The sequence below is a fragment of the Brevundimonas guildfordensis genome, from assembly GCF_014836405.1.
Lineage (GTDB): Bacteria > Pseudomonadota > Alphaproteobacteria > Caulobacterales > Caulobacteraceae > Brevundimonas > Brevundimonas guildfordensis.
In genome coordinates this window covers 460,632-474,491 of record NZ_JACSQU010000002.1, presented here as the reverse complement: position 1 = coordinate 474,491, position 13,860 = coordinate 460,632, and the positions used below count along the sequence as shown (strand labels likewise).

General features: G+C 66.4%; 17 protein-coding genes. 12 read left to right on the top strand and 5 right to left on the bottom strand.

The features are described 5' to 3' along the window. The first annotated feature begins 2 nt into the window (after positions 1 to 2). Positions 3 to 512 (top strand): DNA-deoxyinosine glycosylase, encoded by a 510-nt coding sequence (locus H9656_RS10895; protein ID WP_191744262.1) that lies wholly within the window; start codon positions 3 to 5, stop codon positions 510 to 512. 121 nt (positions 513 to 633) lie between these two features. Continuing rightward, complete coding sequence (locus H9656_RS10890) at positions 634 to 1,257, top strand: fasciclin domain-containing protein (protein ID WP_191744261.1); 624 nt, start codon at positions 634 to 636, stop codon at positions 1,255 to 1,257. Between the two features lie 80 nt (positions 1,258 to 1,337). Here H9656_RS10890 and H9656_RS10885 read toward each other — a convergent pair whose 3' ends face one another. The 3 genes from H9656_RS10885 to H9656_RS10875 all read right to left on the bottom strand — a co-directional run bounded on the left by H9656_RS10885 (position 1,338) and on the right by H9656_RS10875 (position 3,151). Further along, on the bottom strand, positions 1,338 to 1,874 hold the full coding sequence (locus tag H9656_RS10885; RefSeq protein WP_191744260.1) for a hypothetical protein: 537 nt from the start codon (positions 1,872 to 1,874) through the stop codon (positions 1,338 to 1,340). A gap of 134 nt (positions 1,875 to 2,008) precedes the next feature. Next, positions 2,009 to 2,800: a sterol desaturase family protein gene (locus tag H9656_RS10880; RefSeq protein ID WP_191744259.1), complete on the bottom strand. Its 792-nt coding sequence runs from the start codon at positions 2,798 to 2,800 to the stop codon at positions 2,009 to 2,011. A gap of 27 nt (positions 2,801 to 2,827) precedes the next feature. Continuing rightward, positions 2,828 to 3,151: a DUF1476 domain-containing protein gene (locus H9656_RS10875; RefSeq protein ID WP_191744258.1), complete on the bottom strand. Its 324-nt coding sequence runs from the start codon at positions 3,149 to 3,151 to the stop codon at positions 2,828 to 2,830. Between the two features lie 260 nt (positions 3,152 to 3,411). On the opposite strand from H9656_RS10875, the gene purC reads away from it, so the two are divergent. Together purC and purS are read left to right on the top strand one after the other, a co-directional pair. Next, positions 3,412 to 4,170 (top strand): phosphoribosylaminoimidazolesuccinocarboxamide synthase, encoded by a 759-nt coding sequence (gene purC / locus H9656_RS10870; protein ID WP_191744257.1) that lies wholly within the window; start codon positions 3,412 to 3,414, stop codon positions 4,168 to 4,170. Continuing rightward, complete coding sequence (gene purS, locus H9656_RS10865; protein ID WP_191744256.1) at positions 4,170 to 4,409, top strand: phosphoribosylformylglycinamidine synthase subunit PurS; 240 nt, start codon at positions 4,170 to 4,172, stop codon at positions 4,407 to 4,409. Before purC ends, purS begins: the two co-directional genes overlap by 1 nt. A 184-nt stretch (positions 4,410 to 4,593) precedes the next feature. Here purS and H9656_RS10860 read toward each other — a convergent pair whose 3' ends face one another. Next, positions 4,594 to 5,763, bottom strand: coding sequence for a class I SAM-dependent methyltransferase (locus tag H9656_RS10860; RefSeq protein ID WP_191744255.1), 1,170 nt, complete (start codon positions 5,761 to 5,763; stop codon positions 4,594 to 4,596). A gap of 124 nt (positions 5,764 to 5,887) precedes the next feature. Between H9656_RS10860 and H9656_RS10855 the strand changes: the two genes are divergently transcribed. The 5 genes from H9656_RS10855 to purQ all read left to right on the top strand — a co-directional run bounded on the left by H9656_RS10855 (position 5,888) and on the right by purQ (position 10,068). Further along, on the top strand, positions 5,888 to 6,370 hold the full coding sequence (locus tag H9656_RS10855; RefSeq protein ID WP_191744254.1) for a YbhB/YbcL family Raf kinase inhibitor-like protein: 483 nt from the start codon (positions 5,888 to 5,890) through the stop codon (positions 6,368 to 6,370). Positions 6,371 to 6,377: 7 nt separating this feature from the next. Further along, positions 6,378 to 6,773 (top strand): hypothetical protein, encoded by a 396-nt coding sequence (locus H9656_RS10850; RefSeq protein ID WP_191744253.1) that lies wholly within the window; start codon positions 6,378 to 6,380, stop codon positions 6,771 to 6,773. Between the two features lie 102 nt (positions 6,774 to 6,875). Continuing rightward, positions 6,876 to 8,099 carry an MFS transporter gene (locus H9656_RS10845; protein ID WP_225212442.1) on the top strand — a complete coding sequence of 408 codons (1,224 nt, stop codon included), beginning with the start codon at positions 6,876 to 6,878 and terminating at the stop codon, positions 8,097 to 8,099. Between the two features lie 158 nt (positions 8,100 to 8,257). Then, positions 8,258 to 9,301: an IPTL-CTERM sorting domain-containing protein gene (locus tag H9656_RS10840; RefSeq protein ID WP_191744252.1), complete on the top strand. Its 1,044-nt coding sequence runs from the start codon at positions 8,258 to 8,260 to the stop codon at positions 9,299 to 9,301. A 104-nt stretch (positions 9,302 to 9,405) separates the two neighbouring features. Then, positions 9,406 to 10,068 (top strand): phosphoribosylformylglycinamidine synthase subunit PurQ, encoded by a 663-nt coding sequence (gene purQ / locus H9656_RS10835; protein WP_191744251.1) that lies wholly within the window; start codon positions 9,406 to 9,408, stop codon positions 10,066 to 10,068. Here purQ and H9656_RS10830 read toward each other — a convergent pair. After that, positions 10,065 to 10,304, bottom strand: a complete 240-nt coding sequence (locus H9656_RS10830; protein ID WP_225212441.1) for a hypothetical protein — start codon at positions 10,302 to 10,304, stop codon at positions 10,065 to 10,067. The two genes, purQ and H9656_RS10830, sit on opposite strands and share 4 nt — an antisense overlap. A 119-nt stretch (positions 10,305 to 10,423) precedes the next feature. Here H9656_RS10830 and H9656_RS10825 point away from each other — a divergent pair, with 119 nt between their 5' ends. The 3 genes from H9656_RS10825 to H9656_RS10815 are packed head-to-tail and all read left to right on the top strand — an operon-like array spanning position 10,424 to position 13,846. Beyond that, complete coding sequence (locus tag H9656_RS10825) at positions 10,424 to 11,218, top strand: hypothetical protein (protein ID WP_191744250.1); 795 nt, start codon at positions 10,424 to 10,426, stop codon at positions 11,216 to 11,218. A 40-nt stretch (positions 11,219 to 11,258) separates the two neighbouring features. Further along, positions 11,259 to 13,469 carry a phosphoribosylformylglycinamidine synthase subunit PurL gene (gene purL / locus H9656_RS10820; protein WP_191744249.1) on the top strand — a complete coding sequence of 737 codons (2,211 nt, stop codon included), beginning with the start codon at positions 11,259 to 11,261 and terminating at the stop codon, positions 13,467 to 13,469. Beyond that, positions 13,469 to 13,846: an indole-3-glycerol-phosphate synthase gene (locus H9656_RS10815; RefSeq protein ID WP_191744248.1), complete on the top strand. Its 378-nt coding sequence runs from the start codon at positions 13,469 to 13,471 to the stop codon at positions 13,844 to 13,846. The genes purL and H9656_RS10815 overlap by 1 nt, the downstream gene beginning before the upstream one ends. The last annotated feature ends 14 nt before the right edge of the window (positions 13,847 to 13,860 follow it).

The window sequence follows — 13,860 nt, the reverse complement described above, 5'->3', positions numbered from 1 at the left end:
GCTTGGCCGCGGCTCGCCGGGTCGGGTTTGCACCCGTCGTGGATGAGGGCGTGCGCGTCCTTATCCTCGGCAGCCTGCCCGGCGACGCCTCGCTGAGCGCGGGCCAGTATTACGCCCATCCGCGCAACGCCTTCTGGCGGCTGATGGAGGCCGTGCTCGGGGTTCCGTTGACGGCCCTGCCCTACGATGAGCGTCTGCAAACGCTGCTGGTCCACGGCGTGGGCTTGTGGGACGTGATCGCCTCAGCCGAACGGCAGGGCAGCCTGGACACCGCCATCCGCAACCCGGAGGCGGCCGATCTGGTCGCCTTGACCAGGCGCCTGCCGGCGTTGAGCGTCGTCGCCTTCAATGGCGGCGCTGCGGCGCGCGCGGGGCGCCGGATCCTGCAAGGCGTGACCACGGCCGCCCTGCTTGACCTTCCTTCCTCCAGCCCTGCCCACGCCCGGCCCGTCGAGGAAAAACTGGCGCGATGGTCGGCTTTAAGCCCCTATCTGACTGCCGCCGGCGGATGATCAGGCCCGCGTCCGTTCACGGGACGCGCCGGAAAATTTGATGTGGCTCGCATCCTTTTGCTTCCCTGAACCGTAATCCCTTCCGACGCGGGCGCCGCCCGTTCACCGAAGGAGAGAAGCCATGACGTCCCATCGCACCGCCGCGCTCGCGGCTGTTTCGAGCTTCGCCCTGCTGGCGCTGGCCGCCTGCGGCCAGAACGAAGCCCGTCAGGAGCCGGCCCCGGTCGAGACCCCGGCGCCCACCATGGCGCCAGCCGCGACCGAACCCATGGTCGGCGGCGTCGCAATGAACCCGTCCGACAACCTGGTCGCCAACGCCTCCAAGGCGCCCAACCTGACCACCCTGGTCAGCGCGATCCAGACCGCTGGGCTGACCGAACGCCTGCAGGGTCCCGGCCCCTTCACCGTCTTCGCCCCCGACAACGCCGCCTTTGAGAAGATTCCCGCGGCCACGCGCGAAGGTCTGATGCAGCCGGCGCAGAAGGCCGATCTGACCAAAATCCTGACCTATCACGTCGTCCCCGGCCGCCTGACGGCCGCTGACCTGGCCGCCCAGGCTCAGGCCAATGGCGGAACGGCGACCCTGACCACTGTCCAGGGCGAGAAGCTGATGGCCAAGGACATGGGCGGCGGCAAGTGGGAGCTGACCGACGCCAAGGGCGGCAAGTCGATGATCACCCAGGCCGACGTGGCTCAGTCCAACGGCGTGGTCCACGTCATCGACACGGTGCTGATGCCGAAGTAACCGGCGCCTGCGTCGTTAAAAGCAAAAGGCCGCTGCCGATCAACGGCAGCGGCCTTATGTCTTTATCAGCCTTTTGAGGATCAGGCCGCGGTCGCCCGGAACCGGCGCGAAGCGAACACGCCGCCGCCGATCAGCAACAGCCCCGTCAGACCCCACAGCGTCCATTCGCTGGTCGTGGGCACCGCAACAGGGGCGTTTCCTGCCAGCACGGTCACCTGGACCTGGCTGGCCGCTTGGCCTCCCGGCGAATAGCAGTAACTAGAGTTGACGTCAGCCATCAAGGTATTCAAGCCAACAGCAAGCTGATCTCCGCGAACCCGGCAAACTCCGGCGACATAAGACCACTTATAAGTCGATTCTTGAGTTCCTGTCAGATTTACAGAACATAGAACACCACCAGAGGATTTTTTATACTCAAGAACTGTTGTCGGCGAGCAGTCACTACTATTATTTATGCCGGTAAGGGTCGCGTTGAGATCCACCGTCTCATTTTGATAGATCGTCGCCTTTGACGTTGTCAGCGTCGTCTGCAAGGCCGCGCCGCCTGCTAGGCTGGGCCCCGCAGACAGCAGAAACGCCACGACAGCCCCTGAAAGGACACCAACCGCTTTTTTCATAATCACCCCATGGGCGCATCTCGCGGGCACCCCGCCCCGAACGCCGCCATCGGCGATTCTAGTATCAGCGATTTTACAAAATAATAGAAATATCTTCGGTATTTATATTATCCAACCCACTGCTGCGGACGCCATTATCGCCGCAACGGCGAAAGCAGCAGCCTGCCAAAGGCCTGGCGCTCAGCACGCCCGAGCAGGCCCAGCTCCATGGTCAGCCGCTCCGGCGCCGGACGCCGACGATAGGTGCCGAACAGCCGGTCCCAGACGGACAGGACCATGCCGAAATTGCTGTTGCCCTCGTCCGCCTGCACCGAGTGATGGACGATATGCATCCCCGGCGTCACCACCAGCACCCGCGCCAGACGATCCAGCGGCTCAGGCAGACTCAGGTTGGAGTGGGTGAAGAACTGCCAGACGGTCATCACCGCCGCATAGGCCAGGATGACGAGGATCGGCAGCCCGAGAACGGCGAACAGGGTGAGCTGCAGAAAGGCGCCGATCAGGCTTTCCAGCGGATGGTGCCTGACCCCCGTGGAGGCATCCAGCTCGGGATCGGAATGATGCACTTGGTGCATCCTCCACAGCGCAGGCACCGCATGAAAACCCGCGTGCTCGAGATAGGCGATCAGGTCAATCAACAGGAAGCTGACGACGACCAGCAGCCATGCGGGCATCCCCAGTCCCACCAGCGGCGGAAACCCCAGCACGCCCTGTATCCAGGTCGCGCCCTGCATCACCAGCGGCGCAAGCAACACGACCAGGACGGCGCCAGAGGCATAGAGGCTAAGGTTGACGATCCAGACTTTCCAGCGCCCCGCCCCCGCGGAACGGCGCGGCCTCAGCGCCTCAAACCCGGCGAACAACAAAAAGGCAGCAGCTGTCGCCAGCCACTGCCATTTTGGAAACCCCATCAGGAATTCAGCCATCAAGCCCCCCCGGGCTGATCCAATGGCTTACTCGCCGGCGCGGATCTGTTCGCGCGCGATCGAGGCCAGTTCGTCCATTTTGGAGCGCAGCTCGCCCTCGGAGACGGTCATGCCCGAGGCCTTGAAGTCGCCGGCCACCTTGCGGAAGACGTCTTCCTCGCCCGGCTGCTCGAAGTCAGCGCGGACCACGGCGGCGGCGTATTGCTCGGCGCTCTCGGTCGACAGGCCCATCTTCTCGGCAGCCCACAGGCCCAGCATCTTGTTGCGACGCGCGATGGCCTTGAATTCCTGTTCCTGATCGAGGGCGTACTTGGACTCGAAGGCCCGTTCCCGATCGTCGAAGGTCGTCATGCGCGTCGTAACTCCAGTCGCGGACCAAGTCTTGTCCGCAATGGGCTCTATGGCCCCCGGAGCGACCGAACGCAACCGGGCTTCCGTGGCGACGCTGACGTAAGGGCGCTTCAGGATATTTGTGTCACAGACGCCCTTCGGCTAAAGGGCGCGTGGCTCTGTCACAGCCGCCATCGATTCAGGAACCGCGCCGCCCCGACTTCGGGCCGCGCGCTTTTCGTTTTGAGGCCGTCCGTTTCCTTCCCATCCGGGACCCGATGATGAACACCAAGCGCAAGAAGCTCTACGAGGGCAAGGCCAAGATCCTGTACGAGGGGCCTGAGCCGGGCACGCTGATCCAGTACTTCAAGGACGACGCGACCGCCTTCAACGCGCAGAAGAAGGCGACGCTCGAGGGCAAGGGCGTCATCAACAACCGCATCAGCGAATTCATCATGTCGCGCCTGAACACGATCGGCGTGACCAACCACTTTATCAAGCGGCTGAACCTGCGCGAGCAACTGATCCGCGAAGTCGAGATCATTCCGCTGGAAGTCGTCTGCCGCAACGTCGTCGCCGGCTCGCTGGCCCAGCGCCTGGGCCAGGAAGAGGGCACGCCCCTGCCCCGTTCGATCATCGAATTCTACTACAAGAAGGATGAGCTGAACGACCCGATGGTGACCGAAGAGCACATCACGGCGTTCAACTGGGCCTCGACCCAGGAGCTGGACGACATCCTGGCCATGACGGTGCGGGTGAACGACTATCTGTGCGGCATGTTCGGCGCCGTCGGCATCACCCTGGTGGACTTCAAGATCGAGTTCGGCCGCGTGTGGGAGAACGACTTCAGCCGCGTCATCCTGGCCGACGAAATCAGCCCCGACTCGTGCCGCCTGTGGGATTCGACCACGGGCGAGAAGCTGGACAAGGACCGCTTCCGCCGCGACATGGGCGACGTCATCGAAAGCTACACCGAGGTGGCTCGCCGCCTCGGCATCATGAAGGACATGCCGACCGTGATCCAAGGAGGGCTGCATTAATGGCCAAGGTCAAAGTTCACGTCTTCCTCAAGCCCGGCGTCCTGGATGTCCAGGGCAAGGCCGTCGAAGGCGCCCTGCAGGGTCTGGGCTGGGCCGGCGTCGCCAACGCCCGCGTCGGCAAGCTGATCGAGTTCGATCTCGACGATGGCGTGGCCGACAAGGAGGCCGAGGTGAAGCGCATGTGCGAGACCCTGCTGGCCAACACGGTCATCGAAAGCTACCGGATCGAAGTCGCCTGAGGCGCTAATCGATCAGATGATTTAGGCCGCTCGCAAGGGCGGCCTTTTTCATTTCCTCCCCATGCAATGGGGAGGTGGCGCGGAGGCGCAGCCGACGTGACGGAGGGGCCGCTTGGTTCCGCTGTTGTAAAGCCCCTCCACCGCTACGCGGTCCCCCTCCCCATTGCATGGGGAGGAAAGCTGCTCACCCGCACAGATAATCCCGGCTCAGCGGCACGGAGGTCTGCTTCTTGGACAGCTGCAGCTGGAACACCATGTGGCCCAGCTCGCGGAAGGCGACCTCGCTGCAGGCCAGGTAGAACTCCCACATCCGGCAAAAGCGCTCATCGTACATGGCCAGGGCGTCGCCGCGCCGGGCCAGGAACCGCTCGCGCCAGTGCCGCAGCGTCTCGGCGTAATGCAGCCGAAGGATCTCCATGTCGGTGACCCAAAGTCCAGCCCGCTCGATGGCGGGCAGCACCTCCGACAGCGCCGGAATATAGCCGCCGGGGAAGATGTATTTGCGGATCCACGGCTGGGTGCGGTTCGGCGGCGAGTTGCGGCCGATGGCGTGGATCACCGCCACCCCGTCGTCGTCCAGCAGGCGGGCGACGGCGTCGAAATACTCCTGATAGTTCGGCGCCCCGACGTGCTCGAACATCCCGACCGAGATGATGCGGTCGAAGGTCTGGTCCAGGTCGCGGTAATCCTGAAGTCGGAAGTCGGCGCGGTCCGTGACGCCCAGAGCCGCCGCCCGCTCATTGGCCGTGCGATGTTGTTCGGTGGACAGGGTGACGCCGGTCACGCGCGCCCCGCGCTCGACCATCGACAGGCCCAGCCCGCCCCAACCGGCGCCGATGTCCAGGGCGGTGTGGCCCGGCTCCAGCATCAGCTTGTCGATCAGGCGGCGCTTCTTGGCGACCTGCGCCTGCTCCAGAGTGGCCTCCGGCGTCTCGAAGAAGGCGCAGGAATATTGCAGGTCCTCGTCCAGAAACAGGCGATAGAAGTCGACCGTCAGATCATAGTGGTGGTGGACGTTGCTGCGCGCGTGCAGGCGATCGTTGGCCTGCTCCGCGCCTCGCCGGATGCGCTGCATCCAGGAGAGCTTCAACGAGCGTGGTCGCAACGCCATCTGCGAAGCCGTTAGCTGCAGGAAATCGTAGACGCTGCCGCCCTCTATGCGGAACGTCCCGTCCATGAAGGCCTCGCCCAAGGCCAGGTCGGGGTTGGCGGCGATGGCGACCGCCGCCTTCATATCCGTCAGCACGGCCGTCAGTTCCGGTTCCCCCGGCCCCGCCGTCAGTTCTCGGCCGTCCGGAAGCCTCACCCGAATCGCCCGCGTCTGAAAGGTTCGGTCCAACAGGGCTTGCAGCATCCCGTCACTCCGCTCATCAAGACAGCTTGACCTCAACTGGGGACAGAATGTCGCGCGGCAACGCCTGTGGCGAGTCTTCCGTTAGCCTAGAGATCGAATCCGCCGCCAAAGGGAGAGCGCCGCCATGAGCTTCACCGTCACTTCGACCGATTTTTCCGACGGAGGCGTCCTGCCCGACGCCCAGGTCAAGGCGTTCGGAAACACCTCGCCGCAGCTGTCGTGGTCCGGCGCGCCGGAAGGCGCCAAGAGCTTCGCCGTCACCTGTTACGACCCCGACGCCCCCACCGGCTCGGGCTTCTGGCACTGGACGGTCGCCAACATCCCCGCGGACGTCAGCGCGCTGGCCGCAGGCGCTGGGGCCGTGGGCGGCGCGCATCTGCCCAAGGGCGCCGTGCAGGGGCGCACCGACTATGGCGAGCCCGGCTTCGGCGGCGCCGCCCCGCCGCCCGGCCACGGCCCGCACCGCTACATCTTCACCGTCTTCGCGGTCGACGTGGAGCGTCTGGACGTGACCGAGGACAACTCGGGCGCGGTCTTCGGCTTCAACCTGCATTTCCACACCCTGGCCAAGGCGTCGATTACGGCGACCTATGAGAACCGGGGCTGATCGCCGGATGGCGGCCTCGCATGAAGGGCGATTGTCGGCCTTGCCCGACCTGTTGCGGCGGCTGCTGGATCAGCCGCTGCGCCCCTTGACCAAGGCGCGCCTGCCGGACAGCGAGGCTCTCTATCTCTTCTATCACGACGAAGAGCCGATCCTGGTCGGCAGCCCGCCGCACATCGATGAGGTACGCACCCTTTCCCCGTCGGTGCGTCTGGCCCAGACGGTTTCGACGGGCGGACTGGGCCTGCCCGATGTCTCGACCCGCGATCACGCGCCGCCGCCCATGGCGGCGCGCTGGCTGCGCCTCAACGACGAAGAGGACCGCGTGATGCTGGAGCTTTACGCGGCGCAGGCCCTGGGCCTGTCAGTCTCGCACCCGCGCATCCGCGCCGGGCTGGCGGGCTAACGACACAAAGCGTGATAGTGAAAAGGCGGGGGCTTCGGTTGAAGTCTCAGCAGACACGCCCATTTTGCGGCGCACTCTCCCCTTGCTGCATCGCGATAACCTATGCCCCCTGCCGACGCCTGTTTCGACGCGGACGCCGTCCGCCCGCCGGTCGAGCGCGTGTCCGAACCGGGCAAGGTCGCCTTGGTGCTGCTGGCGCTGGCCATGGGCGGATTCGCGATCGGCGTCACCGAGTTCGCCGCCATGAGCGTGCTTCCTGACTTCGCCGCAGGGCTGGGCGTCAGCGAGCCGAAAGCCGGCCATGTCATCAGCGCCTACGCCGCCGGCGTGGTGGTGGGGGCGCCGATCCTCGCCGTGCTGGGCGCGCGCCTGCCGCGCTGGCTGCTGCTGATCGCCTTCATGGCCCTGTTCGCCGTCGGCAACGGCCTGAGCGCCATCGCCCCGACCTATGAGTGGATGCTGGCTTTCCGCTTTCTCAGCGGCATCCCGCACGGCGCCTATTTCGGCGTGGCGGCTCTGGTCGCGGCGTCTCTGGTTCCGCTGCGGCTGAGGACCCGCGCCGTCTCGACCATCCTGCTGGGCCTGACCGTCGCCACGGTGATCGGGGTGCCGGTCGCCAACGCCGTCAGCCACCATTTCGGCTGGCGCTGGACCTTCGCCATCGTCAGCGTTCTGGCGGTGTTGACCATGGCCCTGGTCGCCCTGTTCGCGCCGCGCGATCCGGCCCACCCCGACGCCAGCCCGTGGCGCGAACTGGGCGCCCTGAAGCGCGGACAGGTGTGGCTGACGCTGGGCGTCGGCGCCGTCGGCTTCGGCGGGATGTTCGCGGTCTACGCCTATCTGGCCTCGACGCTGAAGGCGGTGACAGGCGTGGGGCCCGAGGTCCTGCCCTGGGTCTTCGCCCTGTTCGGCGTAGGCATGATGGCGGGCAACCTGCTGGGGGCCTGGGCGGCCGACCGCTTCGGCATGATCGCGGCGGGCGGCCTGCTGCTGTGGAGCGCGGCGGCGCTGGCCCTCTATCCCCTCGCCGCGCCTCACCTGTGGGCGGTGATGATCGTGGTCCTGCTGATCGGCGGCGGCGGCGGGTTGGGCTCGGTGCTGCAGACGCGGCTGATGGACGTCGCCGGCGACGCACAGACGCTTGCCGCCGCCCTCAACCACTCAGCCTTCAACACGGCCAACGCCATCGGCCCCCTGCTGGCGGGGATGGCTGTGGCGGCGGGCTGGGGCTGGACCTCGACCGGGTGGGTCGGCGTCGCCCTGTCGCTCGGCGGCTTCGCGGTCTGGGTCGTCGCCTGGCTGACCGGACGCGGCGGATCGGCGTGATCACGATCGCCCCTCAAGCGTTGCCATAAACAACGAAGAGTGCTTTTACCCATCAGCAAGAAATCAACGTTTCTTGACTGGAGGGGACAGGCGCCATCATGAACATTATGGCATTCACTCGGCGTGCGCGATGCGCGCTTCTCGGCGCAACCCTTTCAATGGGCCTGGCCGGGCCAGCATTCGCCCAGACACTGTATATCGCCAACGCCGGTTCCAACACGGTTTCGATCATTCGCCCCAATGAGGGGAATTCGATCCAGAACGTCGCCGTCGGGGCCAATCCCCAAAGCATAGCCATATCGCCCAACAGCCCTCGCGCCTACACCGCCAACGCCGGCGCCGATACGGTTTCGGTCGTCGACACCGCCAACCACGCCCTGCTGACCACCATTCCCGTCGGAAGCACGCCCTATGGCGTGGCTGTGTCGCCCAACGGCGCCCGCGCCTACAGCGCCAATTTCGGGTCGGACACCGTTTCGATCATCAACACGAGCACCAACACGGTCATCGGCATTGTGAATGTCGATGATGGCCCGATCAGCGTAGCCGTCTCCCCCGACAACGCCTTTGTCTATGCGGTCAACTTCAATAGCAGCACGGTCTCGGTCATCCGCACGAGCGACAACACCGTCATCGCCAGCGTTCCGGCCCAGACGTCCGCCTACAATGTCGCCTTCTCCAACGATGGAAGCTTCGCCTATGTCGCCAACGGCAACGGCGGTTCCCTGACGAAAATCCAGACCAGCGACCACACGGTGATCGGCAATTTTGCCGTCGGGTCCACCCCACACGCCTCCGCCGTGCACCCGAACGGCGCTCTGGTCTATGTCGCCAGCTACAATACGAGCGGCGTTGTCTATGGCTATGACACGACGGGTCACGCGCAGGCATCCGCCACCAACGTAGGATCGAACCCTCACGCCCTGGCTTTTTCCGGCGACGGATCACGCCTCTATGTCGCCAACTACGGCGCCCACGGCGGCGTGATCCCCGGGACGGTCTCGGTCATCAATACGGCCACGAACACCGTGGCCGAAACCATCACCGTCGGCGTCAATCCCGCCAGCATCGCGGTGGGCCCCACGACCACATCGACCCCCGCCGCCGTCCCGACCCTGACCGAGTGGGCCATGATCATGCTCGCCATGGCGCTGGCGGGCTTTGCGGCCCTGACGCTGCAGCGCCGTCGTCAGACAGCCTGAACCGGGCGTTCGCTCTGACGGGAAAGGCCGCCCCGCCGTGGGCGGCCTTTTCATTTTGCGGCCCCGCCTGACATTCCCGCCGAAGGGTGCTAGGAGGCCCGGCCATGAGCGCAGCCGTCATTGTTTTCCCCGGTTCCAATTGCGATCGCGACTGCAAGGTCGCCGTCGAACGTTCCACTGGCGAGCAGGTCCAGATGGTCTGGCACGCCGAGACCGAACTGCCCAAGGGCCTCGATCTGATCGTGTTGCCGGGCGGGTTCTCCTACGGCGACTATCTGCGCTGCGGCGCGATGGCGGCCCAGGCCCCGATCATGCAGGCGGTCAAGAAGGCCGCCGACGACGGCGTCACCGTGGTCGGCATCTGCAACGGCTTCCAGGTCCTGTGCGAAGCCGGCATGCTGCCGGGCGCCCTGATGCGCAACAGCAGCCTGAAATACATCTGCAAGCCGATCAGCATCACGGTCGCCAACGCCCAGACCCGCTTCACCTCGGGCTACCAGGGCCAACGCGAAATCGTCATGACCCAGGGCAACGCCGACGGGAACTATTACGCCGACGAAGAAACGCTGAAGCGCATCGAGGGCGAAGGCCAGGTGGTGTTCCGCTACGTCGACAACCCCAACGGCTCGGTCGGCGACATCGCCGGCCTGCAAAACGAGCGAGGCAATGTGCTGGGCATGATGCCTCACCCCGACCGCGCGTTCGAAGCCGAACTGGGCAGCGCCGACGGCGCCACCCTGTTCCAGAGCATCTACGCGGCCGTTTAAGGCTCCTTGCGATCCAGGACGCTGGCGCTGCGGCCAGCGTCGCCTACCTCGACCTCTTCCTCAACCGGTTCGCCGTCCTCATCTGTCGCGCGCTCGAGGGTGCCCTCGGCGCCTGACTCGTGGATGGCGGCCAGTTCGCGAGCGCCGACGCCCAGGCCCTGTTCCAGAGCGCGGTTGGTCTCGACCTCCTCTTCAAGCGTCTGCTCGATGGGTTCCGGCTTGTTTGGGTCAGGCATGACGACCTCCTTCAATGACCTGAAAGCAAGGCGGGAAGGCGGGCGGCGGTTCCATCGTGGCCCGATGAACCTTCTTGGCCCCGGCGCGTAGTTAAGGTGAAGCTGAGCCGGAGAGACGCATGATCGCCATCGAACGCCCCACCCCCGCCCAGCGGACGCGTCGGCTGGCGGTGCTGGCCGCCGCCGTCTTCGCCGTTATCGTGCCCATTGTGCAGGCCTTGGGCGGTTTCGGCCTGAGCCAGGCCGAGTTCGCCGCCGACGGCAACCAGACCCTGCGAGTAGCTGGCTACGCCTTCTCGATCTGGAGCCTGCTGTATCTGGGCACACTGATCTACGCCGGTCGCCAGGCCCTGCCGCAGACGGGCGAGAGCATGTTGATCAACCGCATGGGCTGGCCCTCGGCCGTGGCCTTCTTCGGCATCGGCTTCTGGATCATCATGGCGGCGATGAACCTGAAGGCCGCCAGTGTTCTGGTCATCTTCGCCTCGCTCCTGGCTCTGCTGCTGCCGATGCTGGCCAATGCGCGGGCCATTCGCGCGACCGGGACGACGGAGCGGGACCGCTGGTTCCTGATCTGGCCGCTGGCGGCGCTGGCGGGGTGGCTGACGGTCGCGTCGCCGCTGAACCTGATCACCGTGGCGACGGCGTTCGAGGCCCTGCCCGCCGCCCTGTCGCCGACCGGCTGGGCCGTGCTGGCCGTGGTCGCCACCACCCTGGTCGGGATCGGCGTGACCTGGGCGCTGCGGACGATGGCCTATCCCCTGCCCATCGCCTGGGGTCTGGTCGGCGCCTTCGTGGCCGAGCAGGAGATCAAGCCGGTGCTGGCCTTCACGGCCCTGGCGGCGGCCTTTGTGCTGGTGGTGGCGGGGGTCATCGTGACCTTTGGTCTGAGGCGCGGCGTCGAACGCCGGTGAGGGCTGACAGACGCCTCGGAGAGGGCTAGAAGGCCCGCCCATGAGCGCGCCCCAAAAAACCATCGCCCAACTGGCCGAAGAGTACGGCCTCGCCCCCAATGAATATCAGGTCCTGCTGGACCGGCTGGGCCGCGAGCCCAACCAGGTCGAGCTGGGCGTGTTCTCGGTCATGTGGTCCGAGCACTGCTCCTACAAGTCGTCCAAGAACCAGCTGATGAAGTTCCCGGTCACCGGACCGCGCGTCATCTGCGGGCCGGGCGAGAACGCCGGCGTGATCGATATCGACGACGGCGACGCCTGCATCTTCAAGATGGAGAGCCACAACCACCCCTCCTACATCGAGCCCTATCAGGGCGCCGCGACGGGCGTGGGCGGCATCATGCGTGACGTCTTCACCATGGGCGCGCGCCCGGTGGCCCTGCTGAACGCCCTGCGCTTCGGCGAGCCGGGCCACGAGAAGACCAAGCGCCTGGTCAAGGGCGTGGTCAGCGGCATCGGCGGCTATGGCAACTGCGTCGGCGTGCCGACGGTCGCGGGCGAGACCAACTTCCACAAGGGCTACAACGGCAACATCCTGGTCAACGCCATGTGCGTGGGCCTGGCCCGCGCCGATGAGATCTACTATTCGGCTGCGCCGGAAGCGGGTCACGACGTGGTCTATTTCGGCTCCAAGACCGGCCGCGACGGCATCCACGGCGCCACCATGTCCTCGGCCGAGTTCGACGATGAGTCGGACGCCAAGCGCCCGACGGTGCAGGTCGGCGACCCCTTCGCCGAGAAGCTGCTGATCGAAGCCACGCTGGAGCTGATGGCCTCGGGCGCGGTCGCCGCGATTCAGGACATGGGCGCGGCAGGCTTGACCTCCTCCTCCGTCGAGATGGCGGGCAAGGGCGGCGTCGGCGTCGAGCTGGACCTGGACAAGGTGCCCCAGCGCGAAACCGGCATGAGCGCCTATGAGATGATGCTGTCGGAGTCGCAGGAGCGGATGCTGGCCGTGCTGAAGCCCGGCTACGAAGACGTCGGCTACCGCATCTTCCAGAAGTGGGGCCTGGACTTCGCCGTCATCGGCCAGACCACCGACACCGGCCATCTGGTGCTGAAGCACCACGGCGAGATCGTCTGCGACGTGCCGCTGGCCCCGCTGTTCGACGACGCGCCGCTGTATGACCGCCCGTGGGTCCAGCCCGAGCTGCAACCGCGCCTCGATCCGGCTGAAGTCCCTGCGCCGGAAAGCTGGAACGACGCGGTGCTGAAGGTCATCGCCTGCCCCGACATGGCGTCCAAGCGCTGGATCTGGGAGCAGTACGATCGCCACGTCATGGCCGACACCCTGCAGGACTCCTCGACCGGCGCAGACGCGGGCGTGATCCGCGTCCACGGCACGGAAAAGGGTCTGGCCGTCACCAGCGACTGCACCCCGCGCTATGTCCAGGCCGACCCCTATGAAGGCGGCAAGCAGGCTGTGGCCGAGGCCTGGCGCAACCTGACGGCCGTCGGCTCGCGTCCGATCGCCATCACCGACAACCTAAACTTCGGCAACCCGCAGCGCCCCGAGATCATGGGCCAGATCGTGCGCGCCACCGACGGCATGGCCGAGGCCTGCCGCGAGCTGGACTTCCCGGTCGTGAGCGGCAACGTCAGCCTCTACAACGAGACCAACGGCGTCGCCATTCCGCCGACGCCCACCGTCGGCGCCGTCGGCCTGCTGAGCAACTACGACGTGACCACCGGCTTCGGCGGCGCGGCCGAGGGCGACGTGCTGGTGCTGATCGGCCAAACCAACGGCGAACTGGGCGCCTCCATTTACCTGCGTGAAGTTCTGGGCCGCGAGGACGGCGCCCCGCCGCCGGTCGACCTGAAGCTGGAACGCAAGACCGGCGACTTCGTGCGCGGCCTGATCGAGGCGGGCGAACTGACCGTGGTCCACGACCTGTCGGACGGCGGCCTGGTCGGGGCGGCGGCGGACATCGCCCTGGCCTCGGACGTCGGCATCGAGCTGAACGCCTCCAGCCATGCCCACGCCCACGCCTTCCTGTTCGGCGAGGATCAGGCCCGCTATCTGGTCGCCGTGTCGGACGCCGACGCCCTGATCGCCAAGGCCCAGGACGCCGGGCTGCACGCCTCGGTCGTGGGCCAGGTCAAGGGCGCGGACTTCGCCTCCTCGGGGCCGAAGGGCGAGCTGTTCCGCATCCCCGTCGCCCATGTGCGGGAGTTCCACGAAGGCTGGATGCCCAACTGGATCGAAGGCTGATGCGGGCAAAAGCCGGGATTGGCGCCCTCATCCTCGTCGTCGCGGGCGCCGCCCTGCTGTCGGCCTGCGAGTTCGAGGGCGGCGATCCCGTCCAGCACGCCCTGCGCGATGCGGCCGCCGCCCGGCAGGCCGCCGCGCTGAAGACCACCGAGGAAGAAGAGGCGCAGGCGATCCGTCGTGCGACCGCTTCGGGTCCGGCCCTGCATGAGGCGGACGAACTGTCGCGCCTGATCGCCGCCCGTCGTCAGGCGGTGCAGGAGACGCGCGCCGCGCTGGCCGCCATCGCCGACCCGGCGCTGAAGGCCCAACTGACTGAAGACCTGAAGGCCGAAGAAGCCAGCCTGCGCGCGCTGGAGGCCCGGCAGGCGGCGCGCTAGCCCTTCCGCGAGGC

What these genes read in the sequence shown, in the direction of transcription:
- H9656_RS10880 (WP_191744259.1), bottom strand. Translation starts at nt 2,800, where the DNA reads ATGGCTGAATTCCTGATGGGGTTTCCAAAATGGCAGTGGCTGGCGACA.
- H9656_RS10830 (WP_225212441.1), bottom strand. Translation starts at nt 10,304, where the DNA reads ATGCCTGACCCAAACAAGCCGGAACCCATCGAGCAGACGCTTGAAGAG.
- purL (WP_191744249.1), top strand. Translation starts at nt 11,259, where the DNA reads ATGAGCGCGCCCCAAAAAACCATCGCCCAACTGGCCGAAGAGTACGGC.
- H9656_RS10845 (WP_225212442.1), top strand. Translation starts at nt 6,876, where the DNA reads ATGCCCCCTGCCGACGCCTGTTTCGACGCGGACGCCGTCCGCCCGCCG.
- H9656_RS10890 (WP_191744261.1), top strand. Translation starts at nt 634, where the DNA reads ATGACGTCCCATCGCACCGCCGCGCTCGCGGCTGTTTCGAGCTTCGCC.
- H9656_RS10885 (WP_191744260.1), bottom strand. Translation starts at nt 1,874, where the DNA reads ATGAAAAAAGCGGTTGGTGTCCTTTCAGGGGCTGTCGTGGCGTTTCTG.
- H9656_RS10825 (WP_191744250.1), top strand. Translation starts at nt 10,424, where the DNA reads ATGATCGCCATCGAACGCCCCACCCCCGCCCAGCGGACGCGTCGGCTG.
- H9656_RS10855 (WP_191744254.1), top strand. Translation starts at nt 5,888, where the DNA reads ATGAGCTTCACCGTCACTTCGACCGATTTTTCCGACGGAGGCGTCCTG.
- H9656_RS10850 (WP_191744253.1), top strand. Translation starts at nt 6,378, where the DNA reads ATGGCGGCCTCGCATGAAGGGCGATTGTCGGCCTTGCCCGACCTGTTG.
- H9656_RS10815 (WP_191744248.1), top strand. Translation starts at nt 13,469, where the DNA reads ATGCGGGCAAAAGCCGGGATTGGCGCCCTCATCCTCGTCGTCGCGGGC.
- H9656_RS10875 (WP_191744258.1), bottom strand. Translation starts at nt 3,151, where the DNA reads ATGACGACCTTCGACGATCGGGAACGGGCCTTCGAGTCCAAGTACGCC.
- purS (WP_191744256.1), top strand. Translation starts at nt 4,170, where the DNA reads ATGGCCAAGGTCAAAGTTCACGTCTTCCTCAAGCCCGGCGTCCTGGAT.
- H9656_RS10860 (WP_191744255.1), bottom strand. Translation starts at nt 5,763, where the DNA reads ATGCTGCAAGCCCTGTTGGACCGAACCTTTCAGACGCGGGCGATTCGG.
- purC (WP_191744257.1), top strand. Translation starts at nt 3,412, where the DNA reads ATGAACACCAAGCGCAAGAAGCTCTACGAGGGCAAGGCCAAGATCCTG.
- purQ (WP_191744251.1), top strand. Translation starts at nt 9,406, where the DNA reads ATGAGCGCAGCCGTCATTGTTTTCCCCGGTTCCAATTGCGATCGCGAC.
- H9656_RS10840 (WP_191744252.1), top strand. Translation starts at nt 8,258, where the DNA reads ATGGGCCTGGCCGGGCCAGCATTCGCCCAGACACTGTATATCGCCAAC.